The sequence below is a fragment of the Winkia sp. C0117E2 genome, assembly GCF_056590455.1.
The window spans coordinates 102,026-119,417 of sequence record NZ_JBWPWD010000001.1 but is presented as its reverse complement, the minus strand read 5'-3'; the positions used below and the strand labels follow the sequence as shown (position 1 = coordinate 119,417).

Annotated in this window: 16 protein-coding genes; 15 read left to right on the top strand and 1 reads right to left on the bottom strand. The window is 55.7% G+C overall.

The genetic code is table 11. The features are described from left to right. The first annotated feature begins 16 nt into the window (after positions 1 to 16). From carA to rpe, 12 genes are all read left to right on the top strand, one after another. Complete coding sequence (gene carA / locus AC1EKG_RS00525; RefSeq protein WP_004805220.1) at positions 17 to 1,201, top strand: glutamine-hydrolyzing carbamoyl-phosphate synthase small subunit; 1,185 nt, start codon at positions 17 to 19, stop codon at positions 1,199 to 1,201. After that, positions 1,202 to 4,504: a carbamoyl-phosphate synthase large subunit gene (gene carB, locus AC1EKG_RS00520; protein ID WP_004805222.1), complete on the top strand. Its 3,303-nt coding sequence runs from the start codon at positions 1,202 to 1,204 to the stop codon at positions 4,502 to 4,504. Next, on the top strand, positions 4,501 to 5,340 hold the full coding sequence (pyrF, locus tag AC1EKG_RS00515; protein WP_004805223.1) for an orotidine-5'-phosphate decarboxylase: 840 nt from the start codon (positions 4,501 to 4,503) through the stop codon (positions 5,338 to 5,340). The genes carB and pyrF overlap by 4 nt, the downstream gene beginning before the upstream one ends. 98 nt (positions 5,341 to 5,438) lie before the next feature. Next, positions 5,439 to 5,750 carry an integration host factor, actinobacterial type gene (mihF, locus tag AC1EKG_RS00510; protein WP_004805226.1) on the top strand — a complete coding sequence of 104 codons (312 nt, stop codon included), beginning with the start codon at positions 5,439 to 5,441 and terminating at the stop codon, positions 5,748 to 5,750. Between the two features lie 100 nt (positions 5,751 to 5,850). Continuing rightward, positions 5,851 to 6,405 (top strand): guanylate kinase, encoded by a 555-nt coding sequence (gene gmk / locus AC1EKG_RS00505; RefSeq protein WP_004805229.1) that lies wholly within the window; start codon positions 5,851 to 5,853, stop codon positions 6,403 to 6,405. A 28-nt stretch (positions 6,406 to 6,433) separates the two neighbouring features. Next, the gene (gene rpoZ / locus AC1EKG_RS00500) at positions 6,434 to 6,703 is read left to right on the top strand and encodes a DNA-directed RNA polymerase subunit omega (protein WP_004805231.1); all 270 of its coding nucleotides are present in this window, start codon (positions 6,434 to 6,436) and stop codon (positions 6,701 to 6,703) included. Positions 6,704 to 6,706: 3 nt separating this feature from the next. Continuing rightward, positions 6,707 to 7,903 carry a bifunctional phosphopantothenoylcysteine decarboxylase/phosphopantothenate--cysteine ligase CoaBC gene (gene coaBC / locus AC1EKG_RS00495; RefSeq protein WP_004805233.1) on the top strand — a complete coding sequence of 399 codons (1,197 nt, stop codon included), beginning with the start codon at positions 6,707 to 6,709 and terminating at the stop codon, positions 7,901 to 7,903. A gap of 29 nt (positions 7,904 to 7,932) precedes the next feature. After that, entirely contained in the window at positions 7,933 to 9,117 is a 1,185-nt protein-coding gene (metK, locus tag AC1EKG_RS00490; protein WP_004805234.1) for a methionine adenosyltransferase, read from the top strand. A gap of 35 nt (positions 9,118 to 9,152) precedes the next feature. Beyond that, complete coding sequence (locus AC1EKG_RS00485) at positions 9,153 to 11,147, top strand: primosomal protein N' family DNA-binding protein (RefSeq protein ID WP_004805237.1); 1,995 nt, start codon at positions 9,153 to 9,155, stop codon at positions 11,145 to 11,147. Positions 11,148 to 11,151: 4 nt separating this feature from the next. Beyond that, positions 11,152 to 12,072, top strand: a complete 921-nt coding sequence (gene fmt / locus AC1EKG_RS00480) for a methionyl-tRNA formyltransferase (RefSeq protein WP_481067701.1) — start codon at positions 11,152 to 11,154, stop codon at positions 12,070 to 12,072. Beyond that, entirely contained in the window at positions 12,069 to 13,457 is a 1,389-nt protein-coding gene (locus AC1EKG_RS00475) for an RsmB/NOP family class I SAM-dependent RNA methyltransferase (protein ID WP_070424981.1), read from the top strand. The genes fmt and AC1EKG_RS00475 overlap by 4 nt, the downstream gene beginning before the upstream one ends. Before the next feature lie 9 nt (positions 13,458 to 13,466). Next, complete coding sequence (gene rpe / locus AC1EKG_RS00470; protein ID WP_048707317.1) at positions 13,467 to 14,126, top strand: ribulose-phosphate 3-epimerase; 660 nt, start codon at positions 13,467 to 13,469, stop codon at positions 14,124 to 14,126. 3 nt (positions 14,127 to 14,129) lie between these two features. Here the strand turns inward: rpe and AC1EKG_RS00465 are convergent, their stop codons facing one another. After that, positions 14,130 to 15,230, bottom strand: coding sequence for a DUF3866 family protein (locus tag AC1EKG_RS00465; RefSeq protein ID WP_004805245.1), 1,101 nt, complete (start codon positions 15,228 to 15,230; stop codon positions 14,130 to 14,132). 30 nt (positions 15,231 to 15,260) lie between these two features. On the opposite strand from AC1EKG_RS00465, the gene AC1EKG_RS00460 reads away from it, so the two are divergent. From AC1EKG_RS00460 to AC1EKG_RS00450, 3 genes are read left to right on the top strand one after another with little or no spacing between them, the layout of a single operon-like run. Further along, the gene (locus AC1EKG_RS00460) at positions 15,261 to 16,157 is read left to right on the top strand and encodes a helix-turn-helix transcriptional regulator (RefSeq protein WP_004805248.1); all 897 of its coding nucleotides are present in this window, start codon (positions 15,261 to 15,263) and stop codon (positions 16,155 to 16,157) included. After that, complete coding sequence (locus AC1EKG_RS00455) at positions 16,147 to 17,076, top strand: helix-turn-helix transcriptional regulator (RefSeq protein ID WP_040314671.1); 930 nt, start codon at positions 16,147 to 16,149, stop codon at positions 17,074 to 17,076. Before AC1EKG_RS00460 ends, AC1EKG_RS00455 begins: the two co-directional genes overlap by 11 nt. A 10-nt stretch (positions 17,077 to 17,086) precedes the next feature. After that, complete coding sequence (locus tag AC1EKG_RS00450; protein WP_004805252.1) at positions 17,087 to 17,392, top strand: hypothetical protein; 306 nt, start codon at positions 17,087 to 17,089, stop codon at positions 17,390 to 17,392.

Genomic DNA, 17,392 nt, shown 5'->3' with positions numbered 1-17,392 from the left:
ACCCGAGAGGACACTTATGTTTCGCGATCTCGCGATAATCGTTTTCGAGGACGGCTTCTATCTTCCCGGAAAGGTATACGGAGCAACTGGTCGCGCGCTAGGCGAGGCTGTTTTTGCTACCGGTATGACCGGTTACCAGGAAACCCTGACCGATCCTTCTTACTATGGGCAGATCGTTATTCAGACTGCTCCGCATATTGGCAACACTGGCGTAAACCAGACAGATAACGAATCTAAGCGTATTTGGGTCGCAGGCTACGCTGTACGCGAGGGCTCGCGCATTACCTCAAATTGGCGTTCTGAAGGCGCTTTGGAAGATGCACTCAAAGAGCAGTCCATTGTCGGTATCTGCGAGGTCGACACGCGGGCTCTGACCCGGCACTTGCGGGAAAAGGGTGCGCTGAAGGCGGGCATCTTCTCTGGGGATGCGCTTCCAGCTGGAGCCGAGAACCTAACTGAGGCTGCACTGGCCAACCTGGTGTCAATCGTTTGTGAACAGCCTGCCATGGCAGGGGCTGCTCTTGCTGGGGCAGTAACTACCAAGGAAGCCTATGTAGTAGCGCCTACTGGCGAATACGAGGGGAAGACCCCGGTGGCTAAGGTGGCCGCCTTGGACCTTGGAATTAAGTCGCGCACCCCAGAACAAATGGCAGCTCGCGGCATCGAGGTACACGTCCTCCCACAGTCGGCCACGCTTGCCGACATTCTTGAAATCGAGCCGGACGGGGTGTTCTTCTCCAATGGCCCGGGTGACCCATCCACCTCTGAGCACGAGGTAGAACTGCTGCGGGCAGTGTTGGATCGGAAGATTCCGTTCTTCGGCATTTGCTTTGGCAATCAGATTCTTGGGCGGGCACTCGGATATGGCACTTACAAGCTCACTTATGGGCACCGAGGGGTAAACCAGCCGGTGCTAGACCGGGCTACCGGTCGAGTAGAGATCACGGCCCACAATCACGGTTTTGCGGTAGATGCGCCCGTAGACGAAGTATCGGTGGCCCCATATGACGATGGCCGTTACGGCAGGGTGGAGGTTTCCCACCTGGGGTTAAACGACGGGGTAGTAGAGGGGCTGAAAGCCCTGGATATTCCCGCCTTCTCTGTGCAATACCACCCGGAAGCAGCCGCCGGTCCTCACGATGCTGAGCATCTGTTTGATCGTTTCCTGACCATGATTGAAGACAATAAGGAGTCCAAGTAAATGCCTCGCCGCAATGACATTGAATCTGTTCTAGTTATTGGTTCTGGCCCCATTGTCATAGGTCAGGCTTGCGAGTTCGACTATTCGGGGACGCAGGCATGTCGCGTACTGCGCGAGGAAGGTCTGCGAGTTGTGCTGGTCAACTCGAACCCGGCAACCATCATGACTGATCCAGAGATGGCGGATGCGACTTACATTGAGCCGCTAACCACGCAGTCTTTGCGCCGCATCATCGATAAGGAGCGTCCGGACGCATTGCTGCCGACCTTGGGGGGGCAGACTGCACTAAATGCGGCGATCGCCCTCAAGAACGAAGGAATACTCGATGAGTTCGGAGTGGAACTTATCGGTGCTAGCGCTGAGGCCATCAATGCTGGCGAGGATCGTGATGAGTTCAAAGCCGTGGTTGAGCGCTGCGGGGCTGAAGTAGCTCGCTCCTACATTGCGCACTCATTGGAAGAATGCCACGAAGCCGCCGAGAAATTGGGCTATCCGCTGGTAGTGAGGCCCTCCTTCACCATGGGCGGACTGGGCAGTGGTTTCGCGTACAACCGTGAGGATCTGGACCGGATTGCCGGAGAAGGCCTGCACGATTCAATTACGAACGAAGTATTGCTGGAAGAGTCCATCCTGGGCTGGAAGGAATACGAGCTAGAACTGATGCGCGACAAGGCAGACAACGTAGTTGTGGTCTGCTCTATCGAGAACGTCGATCCGGTGGGCATCCATACTGGTGACTCGATCACTGTTGCACCTGCACTCACCCTGACTGATAGGGAACTGCAGAATCTGCGCGACATCGGTATCGCCGTCATTCGCGAGGTCGGGGTAGATACCGGCGGCTGTAACATTCAGTTTGCCGTGGATCCGAAGACCGGCCGCGTAATTGTAATCGAGATGAACCCGCGAGTTTCTAGGTCCTCAGCGCTTGCATCCAAGGCAACTGGTTTCCCGATCGCGAAGATGGCAGCCAGGCTGGCGGTGGGCTACACGTTAGACGAGATTCCCAACGACATCACCGGCTCTACTCCCGCATCTTTCGAACCGACACTCGACTACGTCGTGGTGAAGGTGCCGCGCTTTGCTTTTGAAAAGTTCCCTGCTGCAGATCCGCGTCTGACCACTTCTATGAAGTCTGTGGGCGAGGCGATGGCAATTGGCCGTAACTATGCCGAAGCTCTGCAGAAAGCAATGAACTCCATTGACAAGAAGGGCACTCGTTTCACCTGGAAGGGCACCGCGCCCTCGGCGGAAGAACTAGCTGAGTTGCTCGAGCAGATCAAAGTTCCGACCGAGCACCGGATGGTGCAGGTTCAGCAGGCTATCTGGGCAGGTGCTAGCGCCGAGCAGATAGTTGAGGCAACCCAGATTGACCCGTGGTTCGTTGATCAGGTTGTCCTGATCAACGAAATTGCAACTGCAATCGAGAAGGCCGATGCTTTGGACAAGCAGATCATGACCGAGGCTAAACGGCACGGTTTCACTGATCTGCAGATAGCAGAGATTAGGGGACTGACCGAAGACACAGTTCGCGAGGTTCGACATGCCTACGGGCTGTACCCGGTGTACAAAACCGTCGACACCTGTGCTGCTGAATTTGCTGCGGACACCCCCTATCACTACTCGACTTACGATTTCGAGAATGAGGTGGCCCCGCGCGATCGGGAAGCAATCATTATCTTGGGCTCCGGTCCCAACCGCATCGGTCAGGGCATTGAGTTCGACTACTCCTGTGTGCACGCGACCATGGAACTGGCAAAGGACTATGACACCATCATGGTCAACTGCAATCCGGAAACGGTGTCCACTGACTACGACATTTCTTCTCGGCTGTACTTTGAACCGCTTACCTTCGAGCACGTCCTCGAAATTTACCGTGCCGAATGTCAGGCCGGTCCTGTTGCCGGGATGATCGTTCAGCTCGGTGGGCAGACTCCGCTCTCCCTGGCAGCAAAGCTAGAGAAGGCTGGAGTGCCAATTATTGGTACTTCTCCAAAGGCAATCGATGCTGCTGAAGATCGCGAGATTTTCGGGGGAGTATTGGATCGGGCCGGACTCGATGCTCCTGCGCACGGTACTGCCCACACCGTCGAAGAAGCCCGCAGCGCCGCTTTGGAGGTTGGCTACCCGGTGCTGGTACGTCCTTCGTTCGTCCTAGGCGGTCGTGGTATGGCTATCATCTATGACGAGAAGGCTCTAAATGAGTATCTAGAATCTTCTGGTATCGCAGCCGAAGGCGCTGGCCAAGGGCCACTGCTGATCGACCGTTTCCTGGATGACGCGATCGAAATTGACGTGGATGCTCTCTACGATGGCACCGAACTATTCCTTGGCGGCGTCATGGAACACGTCGAAGAGGCCGGGGTTCACTCGGGCGACTCCTCATGTGTGATTCCGCCAATGACTTTGTCCCAGGCCCGCATTCGGCAGATTCGCAAAGCTACCGAAGCTATTGCTGCAGGCGTAGGTGTGCGTGGCCTGATCAACATTCAGTTTGCTCTGCTATCTGGCGTGCTCTACGTAATCGAAGCTAATCCGCGTGCCTCGCGTACCGTCCCGTTCGTTTCCAAGGCTACCGGCGTCTCCTTGGCTAAGGCAGCTGCCCGAGTAATGATCGGAAGGACGATTGCGCAGCTGAAGGAAGAAGGAATGCTGCCGGCAAAGGACGCCACAGAGATGGTTCCGGGCGATCCTACGGCAGTCAAGGAAGCCGTGCTTCCATTCAAGAGGTTCTTGGATTACGAAGGCAAGGTTGTCGACACAATCCTTGGCCCGGAGATGCGTTCTACTGGTGAGGTGATGGGATTCGATAAGAACTTCCCGATTGCTTTTGCGAAATCTTTGCTAGCTGTTGCTGGCGAGGTTCCGAGCTCTGGCAAATTGTTTATTTCGGTAGCCGACCGGGATAAGAGGGCGCTGGTGCTTCCCGCGCTGCAGCTATCCGAAATGGGCTTCGAACTATGTGCTACTAAGGGGACTGCTGCGGTTCTCGCTCGCAACGGTATCGATTGTGAGGTAGTGCGCAAGGCATCGGATGGCCGTGGCGAAGACGGCGAACCCACAATCGTGGATATGATTCACGATTCGAAGATTGCGATTGTAGTGAACACTCCAGGATCTCAGGGCTCGCGCGCGGATGGCTACGACATTCGCACAGCCACCACTAGTGCGGGTAAGCCGATTATCACCACTATGCAGCAGCTAACGGCCTACGTTCGTGCGCTGTCGATCGATCCTGCAGACTTCCAGGTTGCATCCTTGCAGGAGTACGCTGCCGATCGCATTGCTAGGAGGAACAAGTGAACTACGCTAAAAAGCTCGCCGCCCGCATGCGCGAATATGGGCAGGTGTGCGTGGGCATTGATCCGCATCAGAACCTACTGGAGCGCTGGGGCCTCGAGAACTCAGCGAAAGGCGCACTCGAGTTTGGGCTTCGAACGGTTGAGGCCGCGGCGGAAAACGCTGCGGCAGTGAAACCGCAATCTGCTCTGTTCGAATGCTACGGCAGCGCGGGAATTGCAGCTCTGGAGAAGATCTTGCAAGCTGCCCGCGACGCCGGACTCGTGTCTATATTGGACGTAAAGCGTGGCGATATTGGTTCGACTATGGCCGCATATGCAAGGGCTTACCTTGCTAAAGGTGCGCCACTGGAAGCAGATGCAATTACCGTTAGCCCATATCTCGGATTTGGCTCTTTACGCCCTGCCGTAGACCTTGCAATTGAAAATGGCAAAGGCCTGTATGTACTGGGACTTACGTCTAATCCGGAGGGGCCAGAGGTTCAGCAAGCAACTACTGCAAATGGCTATTCTGTGGCCAAATATGTAGTCGAACACGCAGCTGAAGTAAACAATTCCGCCTGTGGCAATAGTCACATGGGACCCATCGGGATAGTTGCGGGCGCAACTATCGGTGATGTACTCAAGAAACTGAACATTAATTTATCTAATGCTAAGGTTTCAATCCTCTCACCTGGATTTGGAGCGCAGGGGGCCGGAAAGCAAGAATTGGCAAGTGTTTTCAAGGGAGTGCAGGAGAATGTGCTCGCTTCGGCCTCTCGCTCAATTTTAATGAACGGGCCCGACAAGGCCGACCTGGTGAAGGCTATACAAAGCTTCCGCACGCAACTTTTCGAATAGTCATGTATGGGATAGGTGCTGGGCGAGCTTTTGCGTTAGTCCAGCAATATCGTAAGATTTTGCGCGTCTGTACAACTAATTCAATTAGAGAGGTTTTTATGGCTCTGCCTCCACTAACAGCCGAACAGCGTGCTGCTGCTCTGGAAAAGGCTGCTGAAGCTCGTCGCGTCCGCGCTGAAGTTAAGGTAGCTCTGAAGAAGCATCAGACCACCTTGTCGAAGGTGCTCAAGGATGCCAAAGAGGATGAAGCACTCGGCAAGATGAAGGTTGTTACCCTTCTGGAGTCTCTGCCCCGCGTAGGCTCGACCACCGCCCAGAACATTATGGAGGAGATTGGGATCGCTCAGTCGCGACGTATTCGCGGTCTGGGAGTTCACCAGGCTCAGGAGCTGATTCGCCGCTTCGGCTAGCTCAGTACTTTCGTAAGGGGGGCGCAGACTTGGTCTGTGCCCCCTTACGGATTTAAGCGACTATTTGGGAGCGGCGCCCAAGTAAGGCATGATTGTATCTATGAGCGCGAAACTTACGGTACTTGCAGGTCCCACGGCGGTGGGTAAAGGGACAGTAGTGGCAAGGTTGAGGGAGCTTTACCCAAACCTTTATGTTTCTATCTCAGCTACTACTCGCAATCCTCGTCCTGGTGAAGAGGACGGCAAGGACTACTATTTTGTCAATCAACATCGCTTTGACCAGTTAGTGCGCGATGGGAAGATGCTTGAATGGGCGCAGGTGCACGGGGCGCACTGCTACGGAACTCCAGCCGAACCGGTAGATAACGCCTTGTCTGAGGGTAGGGCGGTGCTAGTCGAGATCGACTTGGCCGGTGCTCGGCAGATTCGGCAGAAGCGCCCCGATGCTCAGTTAGTCTTCCTGCTTCCACCTTCGTGGGAGGAGCTTGTGTCGCGATTGCGCGGACGAGGAACTGAAGATGAATTAGAGCAGACTAGAAGACTGCAGACCGCAAAAGTGGAGCTTGCAGCTGCTGACGAATTCGACGTTCAAATCGTAAATGATGAGGTAAATACCGCAGTTTCTAAGCTGGCCTCCGTTATGGGCCTGGCATAAAATAGGGCAGTTGAAGGAAAGGAATCAAATGTCCGGAATTGTCGCACATCCCGAAGGAATTACGAATCCTCCAATCGACGATCTGCTCGAGAGGGTAGATTCCAAGTATGCATTGGTTGTGTACGCAGCAAAGCGTGCCCGTCAGATCAACACTTACAACCAGCAGGTAGCGGACGGGATGATCTCTACCCCCGGGCCTCTAGTTGAGGTTTCTCCTGAGGACAAGCCGCTCGGTACCGCGCTCCGCGAGATCAATGAGGGCTTGCTGTCTATGGAGCAGGGAACCGACAAGGAATAGTCCATGGCAAATGCGCTTGTAGGAGTAACCGGAGGGATCGCGGCCTATAAGGCAGTCGGTGTTGTAAGAGCTCTTATCAAGGCCGGCTGGCATGTCCGTGTTATTCCTACTGCTGATGCTTTGCAGATGGTGGGAAAGGCCACCTGGGAAGCTCTTACCGGAGAGCCTGTGCGGACGGGCGTTTTTGAAGATGCTCAGCACGTTGACCATATTGAGGCTGCCAGGAAGGCAGATGTTGCCCTGGTCGTGCCTGCAACAGCCAACGTACTCGCAAAGATGGCTTGCGGTATAGCGGACGATCTACTGAGCACCACTTTGCTAGCACTAACGTGTCCGCTGGTAGTGGTTCCTGCTATGCACACGCAGATGTGGGAGCACCCTGCCACGCAGACTAACGTGGATACATTGCGGACACGTGGCGTTCGCGTCGTTACTCCCGCGCAAGGAGATCTATCCTCCGGCGACTCGGGCCGAGGACGTTTGCCGGATGAAGCCACAATCTTGTTCCACCTCAAAGCGGCGCTGCGGAAGCAGTCGCTGCGAGGATATAAGGCTGCCGTGTCTGCTGGTGGGACTCGCGAGCCGCTCGATCCTGTGCGGTGGATTGGAAATCGATCCTCCGGGCGCATGGGCGCTTCTATTGCTAGTGAGCTTGCTGCCGCCGGCGCTGAAGTAACCTTTGTCGGAGCAAACGTCGAAGACGCGATAGTCCCCGCTGGCACGCGAGTCGTGTCTGTCGCTAGCACAGCCGAGCTCGAGGAGGCAATGCTCGCGGCACAGGCTGAGTGTGACATTCTAGTGCAGTGCGCCGCGGTCGCTGATTTTACTCCGAAGACAGTATCCGCCGGGAAAATCAAGAAGACGCCAGCTGACACCATGGTGCTGGAACTGACTAAGAATCCAGATATTTTGGCTGAATTGGCGCAGAATAGGCGACCTGGCCAGCTGGTGGTTGGCTTTGCTGCAGAGACTGGTACTCCTACAGAGGTGGCACAGCTAGGAAAAGAGAAGGCCCGCCGCAAGGGGGCTGATCTGCTTGTTATCAATCAGGTCGGAGATACCGCCGGATTTGGCGACGTTGACACGACTATTACGCTCGTCGATGCCAAAGGTCAACAGCTTGGCAGTGCACAGGGTCCAAAAGATGTTGTTGCCCGCGCCGTTGTTGAGGAAATTAGTACTCTAGCTTCTAAGTGCTAGAAAGTCCCGCAAGTTGGGAGAGAAGATCTATGAACCGTCTGTTTACTTCTGAATCTGTTACCGAAGGCCACCCCGATAAGGTATGTGACCGGATTTCTGACGCGATTTTGGACGCTGTCTTAGAACAGGATCCCAATGCGCATCTGGCTGTCGAAACCTTGGCAACTACTGGCCAGGTTCACGTAGCAGGCGAGATTACCACTGACGCCTACGTCGAGATTCCGCAGATTGTGCGCGGAGAAGTTTCTTCCATTGGTTACACCTCTTCCGAGGTTGGTTTCGATGGCAACTCTTGCGGGGTGCTGACCTCAATTGATCAGCAAAGCCCGGATATTCAGGCGGGTGTAGAGAAGTCGTGGGAAGTTCGAGACGACCTGAGTGGCGATTACGACGCGTACGACGTGCAGGGCGCTGGTGACCAGGGCCTCATGTTTGGGTATGCGTGCGACGAGACACCTGATTTGATGCCGGCACCGATTTGGCTAGCCCATAAGCTGGCCAAGCGACTGGCTCAGGTTCGCAAAGAGAACATCGTCGAGGGGCTTCGTCCGGACGGGAAGACCCAGGTCACTGTTGCTTATGAGGGCGACACCCCTGTAGGGCTGGATACTGTAGTGGTTTCCAGCCAGCATTCGCCGGATCTCGCCCTTGCCAAGTTGCGTCCTGCAATTGTCGAGACAGTTATTGAGCCGACGTTGGCTGAGCTGGGATGGTCTATGCCCGATTCGGATTCCGTCTTTGTGAATCCCGCCGGCCTATTCACGGTAGGCGGCCCCATGGGCGATGCAGGCCTGACTGGCAGAAAGATTATCGTTGACACCTACGGGGGGTACGCACGGCACGGGGGAGGCGCCTTCTCTGGCAAGGACGCTTCCAAAGTAGACCGCTCCGCCGCATATGCACTCCGGTGGGTGGCAAAGAATGTTGTTGCGGCAAAGCTTGCCTCGCGCTGTGAAATTCAGGTTGCTTACGCAATCGGAAAAGCTCGTCCGGTAGGTTTGTGGGTAGATACTTTCGGTACTGCTACAGTTCCGGAAGAGGCACTGCAGAAGGCAGTGTCTACCGTATTCGATCTGCGGCCGGCGGCCATTATCGATGCTCTGTCGTTGAAAGAACCTGTATTCAAGGCCACCTCCTCCTACGGCCACTTCGGGCGTAGTGAGTTCAGCTGGGAGAAGACGAATAAGATCGAGGAACTGAAGGCTGCCCTATAGTTTCATCTGTCTGTGGCAGAAGCTTTAATTAAGACATGATCCAAGATGCGCTTCTGGCACTGCCGGACCCTACCCCGCGCACTGTAACAGTGCCCGGGGTAGAAAATCCTGTGGTGTCAGTTTTAGTGGATCTATCGGTGCCGCACCTCAACCGTCCTCTGGATTATGTGCTGGATGCGAAGACACGCAATGCGAAGGTCGGTGGCCTGGTCCGCGTCAATATGGCGGGGAGCCGGCACAATGGCTGGGTAATATCTCGTGGTAGCACCACAGAGCATCCAGGCAGGCTGGCACGTATTCGCTCGGTAGTTTCAACTCAACCACTACTGACAGACAGTATTTACGAGTTAGCGGTACGGCTGAGCCGCAAATACTGCGGTTCCATTGCCGGGATCCTAGCTGAGGCTATTCCTAAGCGACATGCGCGTACTGAAGGTAGCTTTGTGCCTAACGAAGCGGACTTTCCCGATCTGCAGATTCGTAGCGACGTTTTTGCCGGTACCGATAGTGGCAAGGCGCTGTGTTCTCGTCTGCAAGCTGGGCAGTCTCCTAGAGCATTGGTAATGGGGATGCCCCCGTCGGGCGAACAGGGCTGGGTTGGTCAATACATAGCGCTCGTTGCCTCGACGCTTGCCTCGAAGCGAACTGCCCTGGTGATACTTCCTACAGCCTCTCAGGTAAAGTACTTCTCCACAATGCTGGAGCAGGCCGGAATTGATCATCTACGAATGGGCTCCGGGCTCTCCGATGCACAACGCTATAGGGCTCACCTGGTCTGCCTAAGTGGAGGCACAAAGGTTGTTGTGGGGACCAGAAGCGCAATCTGGGCTCCACTTTCGGATCTTGGACTAATAGCAATTTGGGATGAGGCGTCCGATAGCTTGGAGGGCAGACGCAGTCCCTATCTGCATGCACGCACAATTGCCGTCGAACGTGCCGCACTTGCCCAATGCGGTCTAGTTCTTGGGGGATATGCTCGCTCTGTCGAGGCACACATGCTACTAGAGTCTGGCTGGTGTGCTTCCGTAACTCCTCTTAGGGAAGTGCTGCGGTCGCACACCTGTATCAACGAGGCGCCAACGGACCAGGAACTGGAGGCTTATGGCCCAAGCGGTCACATGCGCATTCCGCCTCCAGCACATAAATTGCTTGCTCGTGGACTCGAGCATGGGCCAGTGCTGATTCAGGCACCTCGGGAGGGCTACGTTCCGGTCACGGCTTGCGTCGATTGCGGTTCACTTGCAAGGTGCCAGGAGTGCTCTGGGCCGCTTTCGCTTTCTGGTGCCGGAATGTTGTCCTGTAACTGGTGCGGTAAGACGAATCCTAACTATCACTGTCCCGAGTGTGGATCGGCGCGAATCCGTTCTCGAAAAGTTGGGGCTCGTCGCGTTGGCGAAGAACTTGGCAGAGCATTTCCCGGAGTTACAGTTACTGTTTCTGGGGCGGCTAGGGCGGTTGTAGAAGAGATAGATGCCCAGCCTCGCCTTGTTGTTGCGACGCCGGGTGCTGAGCCAGTTGCCGAAAGGGGCTACTTTGCGGCTGTATTACTGGATGGGGCAGCCACGGCGGGGCGGCCAGAACTGTGGGCTCCCACTGAGGCTCTTAGACGCTGGTTTAATGCGGCCGCGTTAGTGCGTCCAGAGGGGAGGACTCTTCTTCTGGGAGCTGTAGATAGAGCACTGGCCGGAGCGTTTATTCGCTGGGATGGGCCCGGATGGGCCCGCAGAGAATATGAAGAGCGAAAAACTTTGGACTTACCGCCCGTGAACTGGATGGTTGCTGTTGATGGCGGTCAGGAGGCAGTTGAAGAGCTGCTCGCACAGCTGAAGGAATCTCCCCTCCAGCTAAAGTACGAGGTGCTTGGGCCGCTTCCTACAAGCAATGGGGTACGTGCATTGCTACGCAGTCATCTCGGCGAACATATGCAATTGATGACCGCGTTAAATGGCGTTCAGGCCAGTCGTAGTGCTGCTCGAAAGCAGAAAGTGCGCGTCCAAGTCTCGCCGGCAGATCTATGGTCGGTACACTAGCTTAGTGCGTTTAATTTTTGCTGGAACTCCTGATACTGCGCTGCCATTGCTAGAGGCAGTTGCCGCCCTAGAAGATCACGAAATCGTAGGTGTGCTCACCCGCCCGGATGCGCCTAGAGGACGGTCGAAGAAACTTCGTCCCTCTCAAATAGCGAAGAGGGCGGAAGAACTATCTATCCCCGTGTATAAACCGGCAACATTGAAAGATGAGGCTGCTCATCAATTGCTGGATTCATTGCATGCGGATCTGGCAGTGGTTGTTGCGTATGGGCAAATTATTCCGCCGCCAGCACTAGCACAGCTCCCCAAAGGCTGGATAAACGTGCATTATTCGCTGCTGCCCAAGTGGCGCGGGGCAGCGCCGGTGGAACGTGCTATCGAAGCGGAGGAGCGCGAAACGGGCGTAAGCATTTTCCAAATTGAAGAGGGCCTGGACACCGGCCCAATCTGGGACAAGCAAGAAGTCCCCATTTCCCCCTCTACTGATACCCCGCAACTGTTTGAAGCCTTGAATGTGAAAGCAGCCCAGATGATTGGGCACGTACTCGCTAAGATTGCCGATGGAAATGAGGCCCCTCTGCCACAAGAAGGAACGTCCTCTTATGCGAAGATGTTCAATAAGGCAGCTCAGCAAGTTGACTGGCAGCGCCCGGCTGAAGAGGTAAGCGCGAAGATCCGTGCCTTTACTCCAGGGGCATGGTCGACCCATCAGGGGACTCGTATGAAAATTGCCAGTCCAACTATCACAGCTAAGACCTTGCCGGCGGGGGCAATCCAGGCGACAAAAAAGCAGCTTTTCGTAGGCACCGGCACCGAGGCGCTCGAAATTGGGCAGGTTGCGCCAGCTGGTAAATCTTGGATGAGTGGGGCGGCTTGGGCTAGAGGAGCACACCTTGATGCTTCCTCAAAGATGGAGGAGAAATGAGCTATAGAGCTAAAGCTAAGAGGCTGGATCCAGCTCGTGAGGCTGCTTTTGAGGTCTTGTGTGCTGTAGATGAGCGCGATGCCTATGCCAATTTGCTATTGCCGAAGGTCTTGAGCCGCAAGCGGGTAAAGGGGCGCGATGCTGCATTTGCAACAGAGATTACCTACGGCACGTTGCGCGAGATGGCTCGTCTGGACGCGATTATTTCAAGTGCTAGCTCCAGGCTGGTTTCGAAGCTAGATTTACCGGTTCGGGCTCTTTTGCGCATCGGTGCCTATCAGCTCCTTTATATGCGTGTGCCCGCACATGCTGCAGTCGCCGAAACAGTAGACCAGGCGCGGGTACACACCTCTGATGGGCCAGCCAAGTTGGTAAATGCTGCGCTTCGCCGAGTCAGCGAGCGCGACAATGAAGAATGGGATAATCGCATAACGCAGGGCAAAAGTGAGCAGCAGGCTTTAGCGATCTGTTCATCCCACCCGGAGTGGATTGTGGGTGCCATAGCGGAAGCGGCTAAAGCTGCAGGCAGGGCAGATGCGCTAGCAGACATCTTGTATGCGGATAATGAATCTCCGTATGTTACTCTGTGCGCCCGTCCTGGACTGATCGATCGGGAAAGGCTGGCCGATATTGCCGAGGACGAGCTTAATACCAATGTTGCCTTCTCGGATATCTCACCGTGGGCAGTAATTCTGCAGCACGGTGATCCCGCGCTGCTTGAACCTATCCAGAGGGGATACGCGGCAGTGCAGGATGCGGGGTCGCAACTAGTAGCTGGCTTACTTGCCGAGGCTCCCCTCGGAGGGACAGACGACCGCTGGTTGGATATGTGCGCTGGCCCTGGGGGAAAGGCGGGTTTGCTAGGCGCGTTGGCGGCACAGCGAGGCGCACGTCTGCTGGCAAACGAGATTACCCCACACCGGGCAGAGTTGGTTCGGCAGAACGTTCAATCTCTCAATAACGTCCAGGTGCAGGTGGCAGACGCCCTCGACTTGGAAGGCGAGGGCTTCGACAGGATCTTGTTAGATGCCCCCTGCACCGGTCTCGGCTCGCTGCGCCGACGGCCAGAAGCCCGCTACCGCAAATCTAACTCCGATCTAGCGAAGTTGACCGGGCTGCAGAGGAAACTGCTGCGTAAGGGCCTTGAAATGCTCCGCGGCGGCGGGGTACTTTGTTACGCCACCTGCAGCCCCCACGTGTGGGAAACCCGACTGGTCATTGCAGAGGTGCTAGCGGACCGCAGCGACATTGAAATAATTGATGCTGCCCAGGTCGCAAAGGATATTTCGGGAGTAGAACTAGGTAACGGACCAATGCTGCAGCTATGGCCTGACAGAGATGAAACCGATGCCATGTTCGCCGCACTTTTGCGGAAGAAAGGTTAGCCTAGATACATGACTACGATTTCTCCCTCAATTCTCAATTGCGATATAGCCGACCTACGCGGCGAGCTGGCGAAGATCAAGAATGCTGATTATGCCCACGTTGACGTGATGGACAACCATTTCGTCCCAAATCTGACATGGGGATTGCCGGTGGTGGAATCGGTAGTAAAAACAGGTATTTTGCCCGTTGATGCCCACCTGATGATCGAAAATCCTGACGTGTGGGCGCCGCAATATGCCGAGGTCGGGTGTGCGTCGGTAACCTTCCATGCGGAGGCTGCGGCAGCGCCTCTTCGACTGGCAAAAGAGATCCACAAGCTAGGGGCAAAGGTGGGGCTTGCGCTAAATCCTGCCACTCCGTTCGAGCAGTTCCAGGACGTGTTGGGCTACTTTGACATGATCCTGTGTATGACGGTGGAACCCGGCTTTGGGGGGCAGTCGTTCATAAGCGAGGTGCTGCCAAAAATTCGCCGGGCCCGCAAGGCTATTTCGGCTGCGGGTGTGCAAGTATCAATCCAGGTCGATGGCGGGGTATCCCGGAAGACCATTGAGCAGGCTGCCGATGCAGGTGCTGACGTATTTGTTGCTGGTTCTGCTGTGTTCGGTGCTGAGGACGCTGACAAGGAGATTTCCGCGTTGCGCTCACTGGCCGAGGGGCACTGCCACTGAGCTTTAGCTCAATGCGTAGTTGCCTGCGGCCCAACCGCTAACAAATATCGCTGCGTCCTCTTCCAAGCTGCGGCCCATCGTGCGGAGCCTAACGGGCGAGTCCTGTAAGAGCTCGTAGGCACCGCTGGCGTCGACCTCGCGAATGTGGTGGCGGCCAGCACAGGCCTGAGCAACTTGCTTGGCTACCAGGGCATCGAATCCTTCTGGCATGTTGTCTAGAGTGGCGAAAGAGGGGAGCGGAAGGTCTACCCCCACCTGCGTAAGGTCGGCTAAGACAGTGTGGGTATGGTGAGAAAGCCCCAGATGGCGGTTGCGCTTGTCCGCTCCGGAGATGCGCAGCGCGGCAATCGGGCGGGCCCCCAGCACAGCAGCCGCAGTCAAGGTCCAGGCTACGTCTACTCCGGAAAAACCGAACTCGGTGTCGCCCCCCAAATTTCCCGGCCCTTGCGAGACAACTATCAGGTCTGCAGATAGGGCAGCGGCTGCCACCTGTAGCGCTGAAGGAATAGAAACGGCTTCGTAGGTGCCGCCCCAAGCCTGTCCAGCGGTGACTGTCCCACATAACCAATTTGCGCGCACAAGCTCCGCTACTTGCATGGACAAAGGAAGCGGGAGGGCGGCCCCGTCTGTCATCACGTACGCAATTCTTGCGTCCGCCTTCGCTGCCCGCGCTCCGGAGATAATGGCGGGCAGCTGTGAGTGGAGGTCTGCCGCCACTACTGGAACATTCTCAATGCGAGTGAGCTTGTCATGCGTTGGCGACCCTTGTTCGTCGGCTGCCGAAACCATCACCTGGGTAGGCATGTACCGTGCCTTTACCATGTGGCCGTTAGGCAAATAGTCTGATGGAAGAGCGGAGAGGTTGGTGACAACACTTGCCTGCCCACCGGTGCCTAGACGTTTGGCGAGGGCGGAGCATTCCAGACGCAGACGGTCGCCTACCTTTACCGGCCCTACAATGCGGTCATAGGCGAGTGCGTGTAACCGCTGCCCTTTTCCTATCAGGGTTGCATTTGTAGGCGCGGAGTCTACTTCCACTTCAAAGATGCCCGCGCCTTCCCATGTACGAACGATGTTTACAACCACGCCATCTCGATAGATCATAAAGCTCATTTTAGGCGGTAGTGTAAGTACGTGACAGATTTCAGAGTGAAGGGTACTGAACGGGTAGCGAATTTGCTCGTTACCTTAGTCAATGCGCCTACTAAAGGAATAACCAAGGCAGCACTTTTGGAGTCGGTTGCGGGGTATACCCCAGCAGATGAGCGCACTTTTGAACGTGACAAGAAGACCTTGGTGGATGCGGGGATTGCACTTAAAATCCGCCAGGACGAGGTTTTTACAAACGAGACCTACTATTCGGTGGATTTAGCGAGTTCGGATTTGAAATTGGATTCGCTGGAGGCAGCGGTAGTGCTGGCCGCCATCCGCATGTGGTCGGATGATGCCGGCTGGAACGTCTCTCAGGTTGAATCGAAGGTGCCCGATGCCGCTCCAATTGACGTGCCGCAGTGGCATGTTTCAGGTACTGAATCTCTTACAGGCTTTATGGAGGCGCTGGTAGCGGGCCGCTCGGTTAGCTTCAAATACCGCAAGGGGAGCGGTGAAACTGAAGTACGGCACGTCGATCCGTGGCGGTTGCGTGCGAAGGATGGCGCTTGGTACCTACTCGGCTATGACCACGATCGTGATCGCGTGCGTACGTTTCGAGTGTCTCGGGTTATTGGAGAACCGACGCCGGGAGCGGTCATCTCGCATCCTGCTTCTGACGCGGTAGTGGATGCTTTCGAGATAGCCCCACTGGTTGCTATTGCTCCCGGTAGTGAGCATGCTTTACGGATGCGAGGTACGCGCCGGCCTGCTGACGAGCGAACCCCGGAGGGGTGGCAGAACTACTTACTTGAAGAGGACGATTTCCTAGCTTGGCTGGGGGATCTGGTTGAGTGCGGCCCCAACGTTGTGGTGCTAGCTCCCAATCGGCTACGACAAGAGGTAATTGCCCATTTTAAGAAGATGGTGGATGATGCCTAGTATTTCCAGTTCGAAGCACATTGTGCGCTTTGTATCCATTTTGGCCTATCTGCAGGCACACCCGGGCACTACCTTGCGTGAGCTTGCTAAGGCATTTGACACTGACGTGCGAGGAATGCGCAGAACACTTACTACTCTGGTAGGAGTTGGCCGCGGCTCCAGAGCGTACTGGGAATCGATAGTCGTGGACATTCCCTCCGACCCGGATGACGAAGTAAATGTTGACGACGACCAAGGAATTACCCGTGCCCTTGCGCTTAGTGCCACTGAAGCGGCAACGATTCTTGCGGGGCTGACAGTACTAGCTGAAACTCCGATACCGGAATTTGCTGAAATCGCCCGCAGAGCTGCAGCGAAAATCTCTGCTGCTGGTCTTGGAAAGGCCGAGGTATCAACTTCCCGCACGCCCCCTAGGATTGGCCAATTAGGCGGAATGGTGCAGCAGGCTCTAAACCAGGGCAACAACGTGCATCTGCGGTATGTAGACCGTGCTGACAAAGTAACCGAAAGAACGGTAGAACCTTGGCAATTGGAGCACTCTTACGGGCAGTGGAAGCTTGACGGTTGGTGTCAACTGGCCAACGCACCCCGGAGTTTCCGGCTAGATCGAATACTCGACCTAGAAATACTGGACGAGCCAATCGCGACGGATCGGTCTGAGCGAGTCGAGAGGCCTCCATTGCTTGAAGTCACGATGGTGATAGATCGCGAGCTGGGATGGCTGTGCGATACGGTCCCATCCAGGGTGCTTGCCCGTCATGAAGACGGAGCAATTGAGCTATCTTTGGTGGTGCGGGACGTCGAGTGGTTTACCCGACTCTTGCTACGACTTGGCAGCGGCATCCGCGAGGTAGATCAGAAGCTATTTGCGCAGGCGGCTACCGATCGCGCAAGAAAAGCACTAGCTTTATACAGATAGGGCAGAATTTATGGTTATTGTATGGATCTTGCTGGTACTGGCTGCCATCATCGTGCCAATTTTGCTTACGCTCAGGCTGTGGGGCAAGTTCCGGCAGTTGCTGGCTGTTGTTCCGTCTTTATTTGAAGCGCTCGTGCCGATGCCGGAGCCATCCCGCCCTCCACGTCACTGCGCACCTGGCGCAGTCGCAACTAGCACCCAGATCCGTGACTGTCAGGTTGCCCGGATGCAGATTCGCCTGAAGAGGCGCGAGGCAAGAGCGCGCCGCAGCGAGCAGGCTCTGCACAGATGGCATAGCATTGGCCTGACGGATTAG